At 43.9% G+C, this 18529-nt stretch carries 19 protein-coding genes and 1 tRNA gene; 8 read left to right on the top strand and 12 right to left on the bottom strand.

Annotated elements, in window-relative coordinates:
- On the bottom strand, window positions 1-426 hold the full coding sequence (locus tag E7Z59_RS11030; protein WP_136336412.1) for a (4Fe-4S)-binding protein: 426 nt from the start codon (window positions 424-426) through the stop codon (window positions 1-3).
- A 159-nt stretch (window positions 427-585) separates the two neighbouring features.
- Here E7Z59_RS11030 and E7Z59_RS11025 point away from each other — a divergent pair, with 159 nt between their 5' ends.
- A complete protein-coding gene (locus E7Z59_RS11025; protein ID WP_136336411.1) occupies window positions 586-1245 on the top strand; it encodes a hypothetical protein in 660 nt (219 codons plus the stop codon).
- Between the two features lie 55 nt (window positions 1246-1300).
- Here the strand turns inward: E7Z59_RS11025 and E7Z59_RS11020 are convergent, their stop codons facing one another.
- Window positions 1301-2458 carry an MFS transporter gene (locus E7Z59_RS11020; protein WP_136336410.1) on the bottom strand — a complete coding sequence of 386 codons (1158 nt, stop codon included), beginning with the start codon at window positions 2456-2458 and terminating at the stop codon, window positions 1301-1303.
- 211 nt (window positions 2459-2669) lie between these two features.
- The gene (gene kynU / locus E7Z59_RS11015; RefSeq protein ID WP_136336409.1) at window positions 2670-3938 is read right to left on the bottom strand and encodes a kynureninase; all 1269 of its coding nucleotides are present in this window, start codon (window positions 3936-3938) and stop codon (window positions 2670-2672) included.
- A gap of 131 nt (window positions 3939-4069) precedes the next feature.
- Between kynU and E7Z59_RS11010 the strand changes: the two genes are divergently transcribed.
- Complete coding sequence (locus tag E7Z59_RS11010) at window positions 4070-4711, top strand: O-methyltransferase (protein ID WP_136336408.1); 642 nt, start codon at window positions 4070-4072, stop codon at window positions 4709-4711.
- Here the strand turns inward: E7Z59_RS11010 and E7Z59_RS11005 are convergent.
- The 4 genes from E7Z59_RS11005 to gpmI form a co-directional block, all read right to left on the bottom strand.
- Entirely contained in the window at window positions 4708-5280 is a 573-nt protein-coding gene (locus tag E7Z59_RS11005) for a phosphatase PAP2 family protein (protein WP_136336407.1), read from the bottom strand. The genes E7Z59_RS11010 and E7Z59_RS11005 overlap by 4 nt on opposite strands.
- Window positions 5280-5552 carry a Sec-independent protein translocase subunit TatA/TatB gene (locus E7Z59_RS11000; protein ID WP_136336406.1) on the bottom strand — a complete coding sequence of 91 codons (273 nt, stop codon included), beginning with the start codon at window positions 5550-5552 and terminating at the stop codon, window positions 5280-5282. The genes E7Z59_RS11005 and E7Z59_RS11000 overlap by 1 nt, the downstream gene beginning before the upstream one ends.
- A 271-nt stretch (window positions 5553-5823) precedes the next feature.
- On the bottom strand, window positions 5824-6387 hold the full coding sequence (locus tag E7Z59_RS10995) for a thioredoxin family protein (RefSeq protein ID WP_136336405.1): 564 nt from the start codon (window positions 6385-6387) through the stop codon (window positions 5824-5826).
- A gap of 7 nt (window positions 6388-6394) precedes the next feature.
- Window positions 6395-7915, bottom strand: coding sequence for a 2,3-bisphosphoglycerate-independent phosphoglycerate mutase (gpmI, locus tag E7Z59_RS10990; protein WP_136336404.1), 1521 nt, complete (start codon window positions 7913-7915; stop codon window positions 6395-6397).
- A gap of 230 nt (window positions 7916-8145) precedes the next feature.
- Between gpmI and E7Z59_RS10985 the strand changes: the two genes are divergently transcribed.
- Window positions 8146-8532, top strand: coding sequence for an ankyrin repeat domain-containing protein (locus E7Z59_RS10985; protein WP_136336403.1), 387 nt, complete (start codon window positions 8146-8148; stop codon window positions 8530-8532).
- A gap of 79 nt (window positions 8533-8611) precedes the next feature.
- Here the strand turns inward: E7Z59_RS10985 and E7Z59_RS15305 are convergent, their stop codons facing one another.
- From E7Z59_RS15305 to E7Z59_RS10970, 4 genes are all read right to left on the bottom strand, one after another.
- Window positions 8612-8779 (bottom strand): DUF6747 family protein, encoded by a 168-nt coding sequence (locus E7Z59_RS15305; protein WP_168731291.1) that lies wholly within the window; start codon window positions 8777-8779, stop codon window positions 8612-8614.
- 226 nt (window positions 8780-9005) lie between these two features.
- Window positions 9006-9782 (bottom strand): M48 family metalloprotease, encoded by a 777-nt coding sequence (locus E7Z59_RS10980; protein ID WP_136336402.1) that lies wholly within the window; start codon window positions 9780-9782, stop codon window positions 9006-9008.
- 56 nt (window positions 9783-9838) lie between these two features.
- Window positions 9839-10549: a M15 family metallopeptidase gene (locus E7Z59_RS10975; RefSeq protein ID WP_136336401.1), complete on the bottom strand. Its 711-nt coding sequence runs from the start codon at window positions 10547-10549 to the stop codon at window positions 9839-9841.
- Between the two features lie 11 nt (window positions 10550-10560).
- Entirely contained in the window at window positions 10561-11511 is a 951-nt protein-coding gene (locus E7Z59_RS10970; protein WP_136336400.1) for a GNAT family N-acetyltransferase, read from the bottom strand.
- Between the two features lie 185 nt (window positions 11512-11696).
- Here E7Z59_RS10970 and E7Z59_RS10965 point away from each other — a divergent pair.
- A tRNA-Gly gene (locus E7Z59_RS10965) sits at window positions 11697-11769 on the top strand.
- Between the two features lie 82 nt (window positions 11770-11851).
- Window positions 11852-12592 carry a 23S rRNA pseudouridine(2604) synthase RluF gene (rluF, locus tag E7Z59_RS10960; protein ID WP_136336399.1) on the top strand — a complete coding sequence of 247 codons (741 nt, stop codon included), beginning with the start codon at window positions 11852-11854 and terminating at the stop codon, window positions 12590-12592.
- Here rluF and pepE read toward each other — a convergent pair.
- Window positions 12577-13284, bottom strand: coding sequence for a dipeptidase PepE (gene pepE / locus E7Z59_RS10955; protein WP_136336398.1), 708 nt, complete (start codon window positions 13282-13284; stop codon window positions 12577-12579). The genes rluF and pepE overlap by 16 nt on opposite strands.
- A 182-nt stretch (window positions 13285-13466) precedes the next feature.
- On the opposite strand from pepE, the gene E7Z59_RS10950 reads away from it, so the two are divergent.
- The 3 genes from E7Z59_RS10950 (at window position 13467) to E7Z59_RS10940 (ending at window position 18419) form a co-directional block, all read left to right on the top strand.
- Window positions 13467-14207 carry a carboxypeptidase-like regulatory domain-containing protein gene (locus E7Z59_RS10950; protein ID WP_242015690.1) on the top strand — a complete coding sequence of 247 codons (741 nt, stop codon included), beginning with the start codon at window positions 13467-13469 and terminating at the stop codon, window positions 14205-14207.
- A 1376-nt stretch (window positions 14208-15583) separates the two neighbouring features.
- Window positions 15584-16048, top strand: coding sequence for a DUF6702 family protein (locus E7Z59_RS10945; RefSeq protein ID WP_143969438.1), 465 nt, complete (start codon window positions 15584-15586; stop codon window positions 16046-16048).
- A gap of 61 nt (window positions 16049-16109) precedes the next feature.
- Window positions 16110-18419, top strand: coding sequence for a M1 family metallopeptidase (locus E7Z59_RS10940; protein ID WP_136336395.1), 2310 nt, complete (start codon window positions 16110-16112; stop codon window positions 18417-18419).
- The last annotated feature ends 110 nt before the right edge of the window (window positions 18420-18529 follow it).

Below are 18529 nucleotides of genomic sequence, written 5' to 3'. Positions count from 1 at the left end.
CTAGCCTTCAAAACCTGCCTTTCGGTGAGCTCCATCGCAAAATGGTTTATTAGCAGAATGTCCGCACCGACAAAACGCAGTGGTTTGCTCTTTTTCTTCAACCTTGCCATCAGGGTAGTTCAAATGCAATTTTCCGTGCACTAAAAGAGGGCCACCCTTCATGATCTCAACCAAGGTCTCCTTATCATGTCCGGCTGTAGTTGCCTGGGCTTCGTCATCGTTCATAAAATAACTCAGTGCCCCGGAAGGGCATTTCTGCACCTGGTCTACGATGGCCTGTGTACCTGCAGCATCCGTTTTGATCCAGGGTTTTTCATCAGGCCTGAACACATCGGGTAACCCCTTTACACATACTGCAGAATGGATGCACAATCCCGGTTTCCAGACCACTGTAACTTCTCCGTTGGTATATTCTTTTTTAGACATGGTTTTCTATTTCTTTTAAAGATACTAAAAATAGGAAGAGACCATCGGTGTGCCTGCGAGGTTTACTGCTTAAAAATATAAAATCCCAATCATTACCTGAAAGCTTCATAATTAGGCAGATAAAGGATAATTCTTTACATTTATCGAAAATCATTAGCCATGAGATACCTCACTTCTATTGTACTGATACTCATCCTGACTACCTTTAGCTGCAAGAATGAATCATCTCAAAAATTAACGTACACAGAAAAGATCGCCCAGGCCAATGGCATAGATTCATGGGATAAGATCAATGAACTCAGTTTTACCTTTAACGTAGATCGCGACACCCTTCATTTTGAACGGCACTGGATCTGGCGTCCGAAAACGGGGGAAGTCACCATGATCATGAATAATGATACCGTATCTTACAACAGGGAAGCTGTAGATGAGGCATCACTGAAAGCCGACAAGGCTTTTATAAACGACACCTATTGGCTTCTAGCTCCTTTTAAACTGGTATGGGATGAAGGCTTTACACAAGACTCCATCATAAGAGCTGAAGCCCCTATAAGCAAAGACAGCCTGAACAAGCTCACCATTCTTTACGATAATAAAGTAGGTTACACCCCCGGAGATGCCTATGATTTTTACGTAAATGACGAGTATATGATACAGGAATGGGTGTACCGCCAGGGGAACTCACAGACCGACTGTATGATGACCACCTGGGAAGACTACAAAAAACAGGGAGGTATAAATTTCGCTACCATGCACAGTGATGAAACCGGGAAATTCAAGCTTTACTTTACTAACCTAAACGTGCAAAGAGGTAATTAATGGGAAGGTGATTTTTTACCTGTTTACCCGTTTACCTGCTTACCCGTTTACCCGTTCACCTGTTTCCCTGTTTACGACTATACCAGGCGATGACCAAGGCAAATAAGGCTGCCCCGAGCAGCAAGATATAACTGGTCTTTAAAGAAGACCATTGCGCGAGGAAGCCAAGAACGACCGGCCCGGTTAAAAAACCGGCATATCCTGTTCCTGCTATAAAAGATATGCCACGGGCAGCACTCATTTCTGATACGTTACCCCCCAGACGGAATAATTCGGGGATGATCACAGAAAAGCCTAATCCTAATATGCCAAAACCGATGATAGCCGCCATGGTATTCCCGGTTAATATCACGAGATAGGCTGTGGCACCCAGAATGAGTCCCGTAATTATGATGGGGTAAGACCCTAATCGATGACTTATCTGATCTCCCAAAAATCGCCCCAGGGTCATTGTTACAGAAAACACGGTATACCCCATACCTATAAGAAGGGCAGATCCTGCCATGGTAACCTTTTCAAGGTAGAGGCCACTCCAGTCTACCACTGCACCCTCACTGGCCATCATAATAAAGGAAATGAGTCCTAAGGCAAATAAGGGTCTCATTGACCGAAAACTGAAGGAGGTTTTCTCTTTTGTTGCAGATCGCCAGTTGATGTAGTATCGCGCTAACAGCAGGTTAACTACCAGGGTCACCCCTGCTACCATGGCCATATGTATCCAGGGAGATGCAATGGCGGCAATGAGAAGGCTGCCGATACCGGCTCCAATAACGCCTCCAAGACTGAAAAACCCATGGGCAGCCGACATGATCTTGACCTTTTTAACACTTTCTATCTCAGAAACCAGGGTATTCATAGCGATATCTGTTACCCCCGAGGTGGCCCCCACCATAAACAATGCAAGGGAGAGCAGGAAATGAGAAGAAGCCAGCAACGGAAAAACGGCAGCTACACAAAAGAAGACCACGCTGACAATGGTTACCCGGCCAACTCCCAGTTGCTTTATGATCAACGGGGCCATCGGAATACTTATAAGAGTTCCCAGGGCAAAGAAAAATAATGATACCCCAAGGGCGCCTTCACCTAATCCAAGCTTCTCAGCCACGGTAGGAATATAAATAGCCCAGGTACCGATCAGGATATTCAAAGAGGCAAATACCCAGGAAGCCCCAAAATAAAGCCTGTTAGTAAGTATAAGTGTTAACGATCTCATGCCGATGAATGATCTAAATTAAGCCTCCCCCTGAATATTCGTTCACATACGAACGGAAAAACAGACAAAATATCATAAAACCGGCTGGATCAGATATCCTCAGGAATCTCCCGAAGTTTTTCACTTTGAATGCTCCATTGAACAGCTCTGCCATCATTAAACCTTGCCGGGTCTTAAAATAAAACCCCGGAGATCACCGGGGTTTTCCTTATTATTTAAGAATTCCTTTCTTAAGAATCTCGCCAAACCTGAACATATCTTCAAAAGAATTGTAGAAAGGTACAGGAGCCAGTCTGATCACATTTGGCTCTCTCCAGTCCGGCACCACTCCTTGACTCATCAGGTAGTCGAAGAGGGTTTTCCCTTCTCCGTGCAACAGCACCGAAAGCTGACACCCTCTGGCATTTTTTGGAGTAATGATCTCAAAATTACCTCCTACCTCCCGTTCTACCTCCTTCAGAATAAATTCGAGGTACCCGGTTAACTTTTCACTTTTTGCGCGAAGTGCCTTCATACTCACCTCTTCAAACATGGTTAAAGATGCCAGGTAGGGCGCCATAGAAATCACCGGGGCATTACTTAATTGCCAGGCTTCAGCATTGGGCATAGGCTCAAATTCGGGCTTCATTAAAAACCTCGTTTCCTTTTTCGTACCCCACCATCCTTCAAACCTGGGAATATCAGTACGATTGTGGTAACGTTCGTGAACAAAAACTCCGGACAGGTTACCGGGTCCGCTATTCATATATTTATAACTGCACCAGGCCGCAAAGTCAACATCCCAGTCGTGCAGCTGTAAATCAATATTACCGGCGGCATGAGCAAGGTCCCACCCGACAGTAATACCGTGTTCCCGGGCCTTTCGGGTTATTGCAGCCATATCCATCACCTGGCCGTTATAATAGTTCACCCCGCCGATAAGAACCAGGGCTAATTCATCTTTATGCTCCTCGATGGCATCAAGAAAATCTTCCGTCTGCCACTGATGTTCTCCCTCTCGTTTCTTAACCTCCACCAAGGCCTCTTCCGGATCGAAACCATGAAAGCGTACCTGGCTCTTCAACATATATTGATCAGAAGGAAAGGCCTTCTCTTCACACAGTATCTTGAACTTTCCTTTTTCAGGACGGTAAAAGGAGACCATGAGCAGGTGTAAGTTTACCGTTAAGGTATTCATTACCGTCACCTCCCCGGTCTTTGCTCCCACGATCTTTGCCAGGGGTGCTGCCAGCCTTTCATGATAGTCCCACCAGGGTTTATCTGCCTTGAAATGACCTTCTACCCCCAGACTGGCCCAATCGCTCATGATCTCGTTAACGAAATTGGAGGTACGCCTGGGCTGCAATCCCAATGAATTTCCTGTAAAGTAGATCACAGGTTTGCCATTCATTTCGGGTATTATAAATTCTGACCTGTACTTACCAAGGGGGTCCGCCTTATCCATTTCTTTGGCAAAAGCCAATGTATTTTTCAACTGCATAGAATTTTATTAGGCCCTAAAAATACAAATTTGTACAGGTTTCAAGCCTACAATCCACCAACGAATACTCCCTGACAATAAGACTATGACTTATGGCCAAGAGGTCTTAACTTTGCAGAAAATAATCATTGATGCATTTTATTCCCAAAGCACTGGAAGAATACGTCGAGAAGCACTCTCAACAGGAGCCTGCCATTCTGCAAAAGCTTACCAGGGAAACCCACCTGAAGGTTTTACAACCCCGTATGATAAGCGGTCATTTTCAAGGCAGGGTTCTCAGCATGCTTTCTAAGCTCATCAATCCGAAGTATGTCCTGGAGATAGGTACCTACACCGGATATTCGGCTATCTGTCTTGCAGAAGGGTTACACCCCGAGGGCACCATTCATACCATTGATATTAACGAAGAGTTACACGAACTTCAGCGCAAATATTTTGATCTGAGCGGTTGGGGCGAACGAATCGTGCAGCATACCGGGGATGCTCTTGAGATCATTCCTGACCTGGACGATGGATTTGACCTTGTTTTTATCGATGCCGACAAAGTAAATTACCCGACCTATTTTAACCTCATCATTGATAAAATGGCTAAAGGAGGGGTAATTCTGACCGACAATGTTTTATGGAGTGGGAAGGTTCTGGAAGAGGTCAAGGCGAACGATAAGCAGACAAATGCTTTACTGGAATACAACAAACTGATCAATGAAGACCCACGTGTAGAAACGGTACTTCTGCCTATTCGTGATGGACTAACCCTCACAAGAGTACTCTAGGCGGGCAATGCCGGTTCTCTCTTTTTACGCACCATATTATGTATCCTGTAGCCTGCCATACCGATCAGTAAGCCTACAAGGGTACCTACCAGGATATCGGAAGGATAATGCACCCCCACATAAATACGGCTAAAACTAAAAGCCAGCGGCCAGATAAAAAACAGTACGGCCCATGGAAAACGTTGCTGTACAAGCAGCACCACGACGGTGGTGAGTGCAAATGAGTTGGCTGCATGGCCTGAGAAAAAGCTGTAGGTTTCAGATTCTGCCAGCACCCTCAACAGCTTACTGAATTCAGCTTCTCCGCTGGGGCGTATTCTGGATACCCAAAGTTTCACCAACACGGTAAGCAGCATAGTGAACCCAAGGGTTGCCACTGCAGTTAACTGCCCTATCCACGGAGCCTTGTTTTTCCAGGCCTCCCTTATGAGGTAAATAAAAGTTATATAAAGGGGAATCCAAAATGCGGTTTTGGTAATAGTTTGCCACATCACATCGTAGCGCTCAATGCCCAGATTATTCAGATATACCAGCAGGTCTCTGTCGTATTCCAAAAATTGTTCGAACATTAAAGCTTGCGTTTAACAGAGCCCGTGAATTGTTCAAGGTCATCTTTAACCTCATCTACAGATTCTTTGATGTCTTTTGTAAAGTCTGTATCCACACCATGCTCTTCGGCACTTCGCTGTATCTCTCTTTTTACTTCATTGGTTGCATCCTTTAACTGGCGCATGCCCTTACCAAGGCCTCTGGCAATTTCAGGCAACTTATCAGCTCCAAATACCATGACCACGATAAACAGTATAAATACGATCTCTCCTCCGCTAATAAATAAAAACATAGATGCAACAATTAAGTCGTTATACCGGGTTGACTCCCGGGGCATTTCAGACTACAAATATACACAAGAAAAGTTCGGCATTACGAGGATTTTGAAATCGGGATTTGAGTTGGAGAGAGATAACTGTAGTCACCTCAAGTGATCCTGCTCTACGAGATCGTATCGAGAGGTTTTTGATCCTGAATTGTTCTCGATACACCACGCTTTCAGCGTGGCACTCGAACTGACCCTTCAAGATGATCCCAGTTAAAATAAAATCCGTCAGCGGCTGCTACCAATCATAGGCATGCTTGTACTCCTGCCCGCTTAGGATCTTATACATATCCTCCTCCATGGATTCCATCGGGAATTCCACGATCCGATTCAACTCCTTTCCATTTCTTTTGAAGATCATGGTAGGAGAATTATTGATCTCAAGTCCTTCTTCCAGGTGGTCAGGGGTCTCTTTATCCCGATCAAGAAAGATCAGCGCCACCTTTTCTTCAGGAAAATCAAGGGCATCTAAAAGCTTATACAAAGCAGGCACCTCCCTTTTACTGTCGTGACACCAGGCGCCCATAAATATAGCGACCTCAACGTCTCCGATTAGTGGCTTTAGCTTCCCTACCATTTCAGGATCGGGCTTATACTCCTTGTAATTCCTCTTATACCATGAAGAATATGGAGCTTGCTCAAGTACCTTCCTTTTCTGTAAGCCTAAAAGCATCGTATCCTGTGGCGCACTGACCATTTCAGTCACCTCAATAGTTATTTCAGCCTTTGAGGTTTCTCTTTTTTTTCGATCTCCGTGTCCTGCAAGAAACAGGGCGGCAAGTAAAATAACCAAATTGTTCATAGGCCTGTTAGATTAGCGATTTACATGTCATATCCTCAGGCTGCTCGAGCCCCATCAGATCGAGAATGGTAGGTGCTATATCTCCTAAAATTCCGTCTTTAACCTGCTTCACATCATTGTCAACCAGTATGAAAGGAACAGGGTTGGTGGTATGAGCTGTATTGGGAGAACCATCGGGGTTCACCATGGTATCACAATTTCCGTGATCGGCAATGATCAGGGTGGCAAAACCATTTTTTAAAGCAGCATTTACCACCTCTTCGGCACAGGTATCAACCGTTTCACAAGCCTTGACTGCGGCCTCCATCACCCCGGTATGACCCACCATATCAGGATTAGCGAAATTCAAACAGATAAAATCAACATCACCTTTTTTGATCTCGGGAATGATCTTATCTCTGATCTCGAAAGCGCTCATTTCGGGTTGAAGATCATAAGTAGCCACCTTGGGTGAAGGGCACAATATTCTCTCCTCACCTTCGTAAGGTTCTTCCCTGCCCCCGTTGAAGAAGAAGGTAACGTGAGGATATTTTTCGGTCTCGGCTATTCTAATCTGTTTCTTACCTGCATTCGCCAGTGTTTCGCCCAGCGTGTTAGCAATGTTATCTTTATCGTATACGACCCTGATGTTCTTAAAGGTATCATCATAATTGGTCATGGTCACGTAATACAGATCCATCTTATGCATATTCTGCTCGTGGTAATCCTGTTGGGTGAGGGCCATGGTAATTTGTCGGCCGCGGTCGGTTCTGAAATTAAAGCAGAACACCACATCTCCATCCTCGATCCGGGCTATGGGTTGGTCGTTGTTATCGTGAATTACTATAGGCTTGATAAATTCATCGGTTACCCCGTTGTCGTAACTTTCCTGAATGGCCTCCAGAGCATTCTTGTGCGGAGCACCCTTGCCATAAACCATCAGATCATAGGCCAGTTTTACCCGCTCCCAGCGCTTATCCCGGTCCATAGCATAGTATCTTCCGATCACAGATGCCACACGGCAGTGGGTTTCAGCACAATGCCCAAGCAGATCGTCTATAAACCCTTTACCACTTTGCGGATCAACATCTCGACCATCGGTAAAAGCATGAATGTACACCTGGTCTTCTAAACCGGCCGCATAGGCTGCATCCATAAGACCTTTTAAATGATCTATATGAGAGTGTACCCCTCCATTGCTCACCAGTCCGATCAAATGAACCTTTTTCTTATTATCCAAAGCATAGGCAAATGCTTCTCTGATCTCCTTCTCCTGAGCAAGGCTCTCATTTTTAACAGCAAGATTGATCTTCGCCAGATCCTGGTACACCACTCTTCCGGCTCCAAGATTCATGTGACCTACCTCACTGTTTCCCATTTGTCCTTCCGGCAACCCTACATTGAGTCCGTCGGTACGCAGGGTAGCATTGGGATATTTATCATAAAGACTATCAATAAAAGGTGTATTGGCTTTCTCAATGGCAGAAACAGATTTATCCGGAGAGATGCCCCATCCATCAAGGATCATCAGTAAAGTTTTCTTATTCATAAGTACGTATTCTGTAGAATCCAAAGATACTACTCTCCCCGCAGTTCTGAAAACCTCAGCATGCCTTTACTAAAGGGCTGAACGATCAAAAAAGGTGAAGTCATGTCAAATCTTAAAACTTTGATAACAAGTTGATTGACAACGTTAAATCTACGTTAATATGATTTTTTACTGAAACAATAGAATTCTCGGGGCGTCTTTTAGATATAATCAATAAATATTCATCAATCATGAAAACGTTAACAGTAATCGCTGCTTTATTATTAGCAGTCACCACCACCCAGGCAATGAACACTACGCCTGAAACCAATGAAATTCCAACAGCTATCACCGAATCAGGTTCTTACAACCTTTCTCCTTTTTGCTTTGCCATTGCCAAGGGAGATATAGAAATGGTTAAAAAGCTTATCGATCTCGGAGCCGATGTCAATGCCCGTTCAAGAGGTATGACTCCTTTAATGTATGCGGCCAAGTACAACAGGGTAGAAATCATCAACCTGCTTCTAAAAAATGGTGCCGATAAGGATCTTAAAGACTCCAGGTTAAAAATTACTGCTATTAAGTATGCAGAACTCTCAAACGCCAAAGAAGCCAAAAAAGTTTTAGCGAAGGCGTGATCAACTTTGAATTAAGAATTGAATTAGCAAAAAAACCCGGGCACTGCCCGGGTTTTTTTTATGAATCCATAATTAATGATTAAAACGGAAAGCCTGTGGCTAACCTGTAAATGAATGCGTAAAGAACAATAAAAAGTCCTATAAAACTTACTACACTCATAAACTTAAAGAAGATGGCCGCAAAGCGGTTATTCAATTCTTCAAATGCTGTCTGGTAAAGATCTTTTAATAGTAAAAATGTTGTCATAAATGCGCTTTTAAAACTTAGTTAAACAATGGTACCTTAAGCTTTAAAGGTCATTATGGCTAGATTTCAGGGCTGAAATCCCAAGCATGCAGATAAATTCATGTGCTGTTAAAACGGTGTAAGAATGTAGGGGCACTCTTTTTTTCTCGTTAAATCAAAAGTAAACGAAAGCCAAAAAATTCCTACAGAAAACCGATGAAATGTAAGATTTAAAGATGAAGAGATTTTAGTATTTAGAAGTGTATTTATCGATGGCTTCCCTGATACGGGCTATGCGGTTATCAGGGTCAGGATGGGTACTTTGAAATTCAGGCACTCTATTGGGGCCTGCTGCTTCCTTAAGAATTTCCTGCACCCCAATCATTTCGTAAGGATCGTAACCTGATCTGATCATAAACCGCACACCCAGGTCATCACTTTCCAGTTCATCATCTCTGCCATATTTCATATTCAGTGTCCGTGCAACCATTGCCGCGATGGCCGTGGTGGTCATACTTTCTGAACCCACAGCAATACCGCCAAGGATACCCTGGGTAAGGCCTTGCTTTGACATCTGGTCGGCACTATGCCTGCCCACCACATGACCGATCTCATGACCGAGCACCCCGGCAAGCTGCCCTTCTGATTCCAATTTGGAGAACAGCCCATAGGTAATAAAGATCTGGCCTCCCGGAAGGGCAAAAGCATTAATGGTGTTAGGATCTGCCAAAAGATGAAAATCAAATTGGTAAGGAGTTTCGCGGGCAACAGAATTATTAACCAGGCGCTGCCCTGTGGCATCAACAAGTGCCTGGGCCTTGGTATCAGGATAAAGCCCCCCGAACTGTTCTGCCATGGCCGGAGCACTTTCAAGTCCGAGTGCCACCTCCTGATCAGGGGTCATGGTAATATGCTGTTTTTTTCCTGTGTAAGGATTGGTATCAGAGGAAGCGCAGTATTGCACCACCGCAAAAAGAACGATTACCACTCCAATCATGAATCTAAAGCCTACCCTGGTTCTCATACCTTAACGAATTTTATGGTGCGTTCGGGAAAATAGATAGGGTAAATTACTAAAAATCAATCAATAAGATCCGGATTAATATCCAAAATCTGTTCTTTGGTATACTGCTCCATAAACGACGCGGTCAGGATCTGCCCCCCCAATAAGCGGGAAGTCCTCAGGGTTTTGACAAGGTTAAGCTCTCGATAGGCTTTCAACATGTTTTTGGAAATGGGCGCATAGCTGTAATGCCAGGGCTCATAATGAAAACCTTTTCGATCTGAATTATCTGTGTAAACCAGCAAAAATCCATAGTCGGCGGCATGATCATCCATCCACAGTTTCATCTTATGAAAAGGGCCGCCTTCCATGAACTTTTGAGGGTCCAGCACCTTTTCCTTTATGCCCGGTTCTTCATCAATGATATCCAGGTCGGTACCCCAATGATGTCGCGAAGTGCCCGGTATGGTCGAATATTCTATGATCTTACGAACGGCCTCGGGAGGCATTAATCCATCTTTACGGTATTCCTTATATTTATTGTTCCAAATTTCAGACTGCTTCTCATAGCTTCTAAAACCCGAAACGATCTTAAGTTTTATACCTTCTTCGGCAGCAGCGGCAGCCATTTTATGAAAAGCCTCGACCACTTCCGGTTGTAAACCTGAGAATTCATCTTGCATGGTTTTCTGTACTTTACCGGTTAGCACCTCGGGGGTATACTCCTGAGCCCGGATCGGAAATAAGGCGGTGATGATCAACACGCCCAACACGATACTGTTTTTCATATAAAAGCTATTTATTTTTTTTGAAGTGATTTTTCCATAAAATAGTGTGGACCCACATTCCTGATCTCAAAAAGGTTACCGGTAATGCGGTACCCTAAAGTTTCATAAAAGTGGGCCGCTGCTTCTCTTGCGTTCATCCAAATACCCTTTCCTCCTTTTTCCGATACCATATCTTCAGCTTCAGTTACCAGGGCTTTCCCTATGCCCGATCTTCTGAATCCATCCAGAACCGCCATCCCTCTCAACTGATAATCTGTTTCCATTAAAGACGGGCGGGCGGGTGGGCGCTTCATGAGTGTTACTACTCCGGTCAGTGCATCCTTAAAGAACATTCCAAGGTGAAAGGTATCAGGGTCGTCATCACCCTCAAAAACAGCATCCGCCTCAGGTCTCCCGGCCCTTAGTACCGGGTGTCTTACCTGCAGAACACTACCCGAAGAAATGGGTTTCAGCGCATAATCCGGATTGTGTAACACGAACAATGTTGCCGGCAAACCATCATAATCAAAATCCTTTACTGGTTGCATCCCCAGTTTTTCAAGCACCCTTATGGAAGCTTTATTATTCCGATGCGCATGGGCGTGTATTTGCACGAACTTTTTATCTGTAAATCCAAACCGGACAGCTGCAGCTGCGGCCTCAGTGGCGTAGCCTTCACCCCAATATTCCTGATAAAACCGAAAACCGACCTCGGTAATACTTTCTTCAGGATGGAATTTCAAACCACACCAACCTAAAAATGCTTCATCTTCTTTACGAATCACTGCCCAACGCCCTATTCCGTACTTATCGTATTCTTTATAACCACTCAAAAAATGTAAAGCCTCCTCCTCGTCTTTAAAGGGAAGATCTCCGGTATAACGTACTACTGCTTCATCTGCATTCATTTTAAAGAAATGCTCACTGTCGTCAAGTATAAACGCCCTCAGATAAAGCCGGTCTGTTTCTGTAATTACCTTCATGTCTTGAAAAACTCTGTCTAATATACTTTTTTTTCATCAGCCCGGCTCAACGACCCTTCTCCCGGAGGAATTGAAAATCAGGGAAAATGAAAGAGACTTCTATACTTTATAATTTTCGTTGTGATTTTTCTCTGTTTTTTATTTGGTAATACCGATATGTAATATTTATATTTGCCCCCGGATAAGCGGGAGTAGCTCAGTTGGTAGAGCGTCAGCCTTCCAAGCTGAATGTCGCGAGTTCGAATCTCGTCTCCCGCTCAAAACCCAACCGATTCGGTTGGGTTTTTTTATGCCCTGAAATCAATCTTTCAAAACCGGCTTATTACGTAACTTTGTCACCATGAAGGAAGATCAGCTTACCCGTATCAACAAATACCTCAGTGAGGTTGGATACTGCTCCAGAAGAGAGGCAGACAAACTCATAACCCAGGGGCGTATTACCGTTAATGGCGAGGTTCCTGAAATGGGACTGAAGGTCAGCGCCAAAGATGAGATCAGGGTCAACGGCAAATTGATCTCAGACACAGAAGAAGCTCCGGTATACCTGGCTTTCAACAAACCGGTCGGCATTGTCTGCACTACCGACACCAGGGTTGAAAAGGATAATATTATCGATTTTATCAAGTACCCTAAACGTATCTTTCCTATCGGCAGACTTGACAAACCCAGTGAAGGACTGATTTTCCTGACCAATGATGGCGATATTGTCAATAAGATCCTCCGTGCCAGAAATAATCACGAGAAAGAATACATCGTTAGGGTTAATAAACCGGTGACCCCGGACTTTGTAAAACGCATGTCAAGCGGTATCCCTATTCTTGACACGATTACCCGTAAATGTTTGGTTGAGCAAACCGGCAGAAACGAATTCAGGATCATTCTCACCCAGGGACTCAACCGGCAGATCAGAAGAATGTGTGAATACCTGGGGTATCGGGTAACCAAATTAAAAAGGGTTCGCATCATGAATGTCAACCTGGATGTACCTACAGGAAAATGGCGCCATTTGACTAAAAAGGAGATCGACGAGATCAACCAACTGGTGGCCGATTCAGCAAAGACCCATCAGGATTCAAAATAGATCTTTTTTCCGGGTTCTGTCTCAAAAGGGGCAACATCCTTCTCAAAGATCCTTGCGGTAAGATCACCTCTGAGATAAACATCATCACCTTTCACCTCCAGCCAGCTTCCTTCCCGGAGGCCCACCACCGGTATATGATTGATCGTGTGAAATTCCTTTATACGGGTTTCTCTGGTTTCTCCCATATGAGTACTACCTTTTACGGGGTCGAGATAGTGCGGATTTAAATTAAATGGCAAGGCTCCGAGGGTTTTAAAACTCGGCGGATAGATGATAGGCATGTCGTTGGTGGTTTGCATGCTAAGTCCTGTTATATTAGAACCTGCACTGGTTCCTAAATAAGGTAGGCCCCGGTAAATAGCCTTTCGCAAAACCTCCATAACCCCATTCCTGTAGAGCTCATGCACCAGTAAGAACGTGTTGCCCCCACCCGTAAAGAGTGCTTCAGCCCGCAGCACACCTTCTTCAGCAGTTTGATAAGTATGTAATCCTCTTACCTTTTTACCTATTGCAGCCAGCCCCTTGGCTGCGATCGCAGTATACGCATCATGATCTATACCCCCGGGCCTTGCATAGGGTATAAAGGTTACGGTATCCACATTTTCAAACAGCTTTTCCAGTGCGGGCAGAAGGTATTCCAGGTACCCTGAACCGTGAACCGTAGAAGTACTGGCAACAACCATGTTTTTCATAAAGAAGAATTTTTACTGAGGAACCCAAAGGTCGGGAATTTCATTAAATTACTTTCGATGCCTCATTTCTAAAAACATATTAAGAAGAAAGTCCGGGGCCGGTTTAATGAAGAGTATAATTCAAAGTTAAATATTTTGATTAGCCGTAATTAATGGTTATTTTGAATAAAAATCCCTGCCTGTTGAGAACCTTTTTTCTAATATCCATTCTTTGCTTTCCCCTGCTGATGAATTCTCAGGATGACAGAACCCCCATTCGTGGTAAGGTAATGTATATTAATACTAATGTGGCTAATGAGAACGTGATCAATATCACTGCCGAGACGGCCACAGCCACAGATGATAACGGAGAGTTTATGATCGAGGTTAAAGAGGGAGACATACTCGCTTTCACCTCCCTCAATTACCAGTTTAAAACTGTTACCATTACCCGGGAGATCATTGAAAAGAACCGAATGGTGGTTAGCGTAGATGAAAAGATAACAGAGCTTGACGAAGTGATCATTACCCCCGAGAACAGAGAACGATACCTCGAGCTCAAAGGTGAAGAATTCAAAAAGGTTGATTATAGCACTGACCAGGCAACCCGTGTAGACAACGTGGCTTTACCCTTGCAGGACAGAGGCATGCAATACGGGATCAACTTTGTAAATATTTTCAAAGCCCTGGTGAATTCCAATTCAGGAAAAGAAGACCCCTTGTCAGGGGTTAAAGTTTCTGAGGTTTTACGACAGGTGTATGACGATGAGTTTTTTGTGCGAGACCTGAATATTCCCCAGGATAAGATCGACGCCTTTCTTTTTTACATCGATGAGAACACCCCGCCCAGAGAGTTATTGAAAAAAGACCAGGAATTCCACCTGATCGATTATCTGATCAACGAAAGCAAGGAGTTCAATGAAATCATCGCTGAGCAGAATTAACCACCCCGGCCTTCGGCCACCCCTCCTTAGAAAGGAGGGGATATAACTCGATTCTAGAACCATCTACAGTACCAGAAGGTATTGAATATGATTTAGAAGATTATCCTGACATACTTTGCTAAAATACCACTGACGCATTTTAAGAATAGTAAAATAAAAAATGGCTCCCCACCCTGGATAGAGGGCCGAACGTAAAGAAAACAGCCTGAGGCTGTTTTTAGTGAAGGAGCCCGTTTTTGTTTTGATTGTCAATCCATCATCCCCTTCAAAAGAAATCAAAGTTCAACATCCTGGCCTGAACGAAGGTTTCATATTTCTAATCCGGTTTAATATTGGGCCGATTGCCACGTTGCTCCGTGGGGCAACTACCGCTGAAGGATCTAAAATTTGACTTCTCATGGATAATTAGCCCTTACTTTTTTGTATTGCCCAACCCCGCTAGGGCTCACGAACACCTCTATAACAATAGAAAGGGTGTGAGTAAAAAAGTAACATCACAGTGAAACCGAAACCATTGATCTAATGTCCACGCGCAGGCTGGCTCTATCGCTAAAAAGGTCTGCAAGACCTTTTCTTTACGCTCAGTCCTGCCTAAGCCAGCTGAACCTGCCTACCGCAGGCAGGCTCACCACACCTTCAGCGTGGCTCAGACAACACCTGGCTTTTCACAGCAACTTCATCAAGCGGATCCTGGCCTGCCAGAACCTGAGGACGGTTTTTAATTCATAGAAAGAATTATAACTCAGTTAATCTAAATTGGGATGTTGGTTTGGAAGGAACGAATATTTGCAGCAGGACCGAACGGTCATGAAAGGTTTATTAAAGCTTTCATAGTGAGGGGCCAGGTGATGCGAAGGATGTAAGCCAAGCGGAAGCGCGGAGCATGCAGCAGGGCCGAGCGTTAAGAAAACAGCCTGTGGCTGTTTTTAGCGAACCTGCCTGACGGCAGCCAGGGGAGCCAGAAGGCGTGCCGGGAAATAAAGTTAAGTATTACGGTTCGTTTTATTCGCCTATTTATTATTGTTCTAGAGGTGCTCATGAGGGCTTCGCCGTTGCATCAAGGCAAAATGAACAATAGCTCATTCAAGAAAAGCTTTTTAATTGAAGTAGTTTATCGTCATCCTCCTCCACAAGAAATCAAATTTCAGCGGTCTCGCCTTAACCAAGATTTTATATTTCTAATCCGGTTTAATATTGGGCAGATTGCCACGTTGCCCCGTGGGGCAACTCGCAAAGACGAATAATCCATCCCTACATCCCCAAAAACAACCTTACCATCTCTTTAACACTTTAAGTCATAAAAAAAGAATATTTTCCGCCTGTTTTTGAAAATAAACATGAAGAGATTATTCCCCCTACTCATTTGCTGTCTATTTATGACGGTCGGATTCGTAGCTCACAAATACTATGTAAGTGTTACCGATATCAACTACTCTGAAGAGTCAGGATCAATTCAGATCATATCCAGATATTTTACCGATGACCTCGATCGCCTGATCAGTGAACGCTACGGGGTAAAGGCGGCTCTGATGTCTGACAACGAGCACGCCTCTTCCAATGATCTCATCTCCAAATACCTCAATGATAAGTTTCGGATTTACCTTAATGGAGAACAGCTCTCTTTTGTTTTCCTGGGAAAGGAATACGACACTGATCTCACCAAATGCTACCTGGAAATTCAGGGAGTTGAAAAAGAATCCATCCGTTCCATTCGGGTAGAGAGCGAGGTTTTATACGATCTTTTCGAAGAACAGCAGAACATTATCCACCTCGATTTTCCCGGCAAGAGGAAGAGTTTTCTTCTTCATCGTGAAAATTATAAAGCTATGTTAAACTTCTAAACGCAATAAAGGCAAGATCAAAAAAATGTTATTTTTCGCGCCGAAAATCTCTAAAAACATCATGAAGAAAACTAAATTTCTTGTTGCGGCCTTAACGATGGCCTCCTTTGGGATCCTGCAGGCACAAGAGCAGGAACAGCCAACAACTCCTGAAGGCCACCTTAACAACAACAGATTCAAGCAGCTCTATGAGGAGTTTGCCACCCCAAACCAGTACAGAACTGCTGCCGGAGCTCCCGGTCACGCTTACTACCAGCAACAGGCAGATTACAAAATGAATATTGAGCTGGATGACGAAACACAAAAGCTCTATGGTACAGAAGTAATTACCTATACAAATAACTCACCTGACGTACTGGAGTACCTTTGGGTTCAGCTTGATCAGAACATCCGTAAGAAAGATGCTCCTGCCCTGCTTAAAAATCCACAGCAACTTCGTACAACTGTCAAGGCTTCAAGTTTTGCAGATTTTCTGAATGAACCTTTTGACGGAGGTTTCAATATTGAGCATGTTAAAGATGCACAAGGAAACGCTATCAGCCATACCATTAACAACACCATGATGCGTGTTGACATGAAGCAGCCGCTGCAACCGGGAGAAACCTTCTCTTTCGAGATCAAGTGGTGGTACAATGTAAACAACCACGTGGTAAACAGAGCCAGAAGTGGTTTTGAGCATTTTGAAGAGAATGGTAATAACGCCTACGTAATTGCTCAATTCTTTCCAAGAATGGCCGTTTACAATGACGTTGAAGGATGGCAAAACTATCAGTTCTGGGGGAATGGAGAGTTTGCCCTTCCATTCGGAAACTATGAAGTAAACATCACCGTTCCTGCCGACCACATCATGGAGGCTACAGGAACCCTTCAGAATGCAAAAGACGTTCTGAATAAAGAGCAGTATCAAAGATTTGAAGCCTCTAAGACCTCTTTTGACAAGCCTGTGTTCATTGTAACTGAAGAGGAAGCTATTGAGAACGAAAAAGGATTTTCAAAAAAGAAGAACACCTGGACCTTCAAGGCTGAGAATGTACGAGACTTTGCATTCTCTACTTCACGAAAGTTCATCTGGGAACGTCAGGCTGTAAAAATGAACAACGGTTCTACGGTAATGGCCGTATCTCTTTACCCTAAAGAAGGAAACCCCCTTTGGGAAGAATACTCTACAAAGGCTGTGATACAAACCCTGAAGACCTATTCAAAACACACCTTTGACTACCCTTACCCAAAAGCTGTATCAGTACACGCCAAAAACCAGGGAATGGAGTACCCGATGATCTGCTGGAACTACGGACGTCCTAACGCAGAAGGTGAATACAGTGACCGTACAAAATTCGGAATGATCTCTGTGATCATTCACGAGGTAGGACACAACTTCTTCCCAATGATCGTAAACTCAGATGAGCGTCAGTGGGGATGGATGGACGAAGGTCTCGATACTTTTATGCAATACCTTGCTGAACAGGAATTCGGTAAAAGTCACCCTGAAGCCATCAAAGGTTACGACAACTATCCTTCAAGAAGAGGAGAACCCAAGAAGATCGTTCCTTACATGAAAGGGAATCAGGATTTCATTTCTCCGATCATGTCAAATCCTGAAAATGTTTACCAACTGGGGCCAAACGCTTACAGCAAGCCTGCAACAGCACTGAACATTCTTCGCGAAACCGTGATGGGGAAAGAGCTTTTTGACCACGCATTCAAAACCTATGCGCAAAGATGGATGTTTAAGCACCCTACTCCCGAAGATTTCTTCCGCACCATGGAAGATGCTTCTGCAGTAGACCTGGATTGGTTCTGGAGAGGTTGGTTCTATTCTACCGAAGTGGTTGATATGGGAGTAAAAGACATCACCAAAGCTGTGGTTACCTCTACCGCTCCGAAGAAGATCAAAGACCTGTACAGCCAGAAAGGTTACAGCGATGCTGACCTTGAAGGAATGGTTTACCTGATCGACGCCAACAGCGAAGAGTATACCAAAGAAGTTGCAAAACAGAGTGAGTCTGAGCGTTTCAAAGCATTGAACGAGTACATGATGGACAACTTTGATGCAGCAACAAGAAACAGTATGGAGATCCCTAAATTCTTCTACGAGATCACTTTCAACAAGCCGGGTGGAATTCCAATGCCGCTTATCGTTGAATACACTTTCGAAGATGGAAGCAAAGAATTGGTTAATTACCCGGTTCAGATCTGGAGAAAGAACGACAAAGAAGTGAAGATCGTTCTTCCTTCCAACAAAGAGATCCAAAGCGTAGTGGTTGACCCAAAACAGGAAACTGCCGATATCAACCTGGAAAACAATCAATGGCCTCAGAAAAAAGCCGACTCTGAATTTGATAAATTCAAGGAAAGAGTGATGAAAAAATAATTTGTTCTGAGCTCCTAAAAAACTGCCGCCTAAGAATTTAGGCGGCTTTTTTATGTTAAAAATCTACTAATTGATTTAAAATTAATAGTAATACTATTATATTCGCGAGT

It is taken from the genome of Robertkochia marina, assembly GCF_004799345.1.
Lineage (GTDB): Bacteria > Bacteroidota > Bacteroidia > Flavobacteriales > Flavobacteriaceae > Robertkochia > Robertkochia marina.
Note: the sequence above shows the minus strand (reverse complement) of the source record. Positions and strands in the feature narration are given on the sequence as shown.

Bases quoted from the DNA above. Each gene is read 5' to 3' on its own strand.
- E7Z59_RS11030 (WP_136336412.1), bottom strand. From the start codon at position 426: ATGTCTAAAAAAGAATATACCAACGGAGAAGTTACAGTGGTCTGGAAA.
- E7Z59_RS11025 (WP_136336411.1), top strand. From the start codon at position 586: ATGAGATACCTCACTTCTATTGTACTGATACTCATCCTGACTACCTTT.
- E7Z59_RS11020 (WP_136336410.1), bottom strand. From the start codon at position 2,458: ATGAGATCGTTAACACTTATACTTACTAACAGGCTTTATTTTGGGGCT.
- kynU (WP_136336409.1), bottom strand. From the start codon at position 3,938: ATGCAGTTGAAAAATACATTGGCTTTTGCCAAAGAAATGGATAAGGCG.
- E7Z59_RS11010 (WP_136336408.1), top strand. From the start codon at position 4,070: ATGCATTTTATTCCCAAAGCACTGGAAGAATACGTCGAGAAGCACTCT.
- E7Z59_RS11005 (WP_136336407.1), bottom strand. From the start codon at position 5,280: ATGTTCGAACAATTTTTGGAATACGACAGAGACCTGCTGGTATATCTG.
- E7Z59_RS11000 (WP_136336406.1), bottom strand. From the start codon at position 5,552: ATGTTTTTATTTATTAGCGGAGGAGAGATCGTATTTATACTGTTTATC.
- E7Z59_RS10995 (WP_136336405.1), bottom strand. From the start codon at position 6,387: ATGAACAATTTGGTTATTTTACTTGCCGCCCTGTTTCTTGCAGGACAC.
- gpmI (WP_136336404.1), bottom strand. From the start codon at position 7,915: ATGAATAAGAAAACTTTACTGATGATCCTTGATGGATGGGGCATCTCT.
- E7Z59_RS10985 (WP_136336403.1), top strand. From the start codon at position 8,146: ATGAAAACGTTAACAGTAATCGCTGCTTTATTATTAGCAGTCACCACC.
- E7Z59_RS15305 (WP_168731291.1), bottom strand. From the start codon at position 8,779: ATGACAACATTTTTACTATTAAAAGATCTTTACCAGACAGCATTTGAA.
- E7Z59_RS10980 (WP_136336402.1), bottom strand. From the start codon at position 9,782: ATGAGAACCAGGGTAGGCTTTAGATTCATGATTGGAGTGGTAATCGTT.
- E7Z59_RS10975 (WP_136336401.1), bottom strand. From the start codon at position 10,549: ATGAAAAACAGTATCGTGTTGGGCGTGTTGATCATCACCGCCTTATTT.
- E7Z59_RS10970 (WP_136336400.1), bottom strand. From the start codon at position 11,511: ATGAAGGTAATTACAGAAACAGACCGGCTTTATCTGAGGGCGTTTATA.
- rluF (WP_136336399.1), top strand. From the start codon at position 11,852: ATGAAGGAAGATCAGCTTACCCGTATCAACAAATACCTCAGTGAGGTT.
- pepE (WP_136336398.1), bottom strand. From the start codon at position 13,284: ATGAAAAACATGGTTGTTGCCAGTACTTCTACGGTTCACGGTTCAGGG.
- E7Z59_RS10945 (WP_143969438.1), top strand. From the start codon at position 15,584: ATGACGGTCGGATTCGTAGCTCACAAATACTATGTAAGTGTTACCGAT.
- E7Z59_RS10940 (WP_136336395.1), top strand. From the start codon at position 16,110: ATGAAGAAAACTAAATTTCTTGTTGCGGCCTTAACGATGGCCTCCTTT.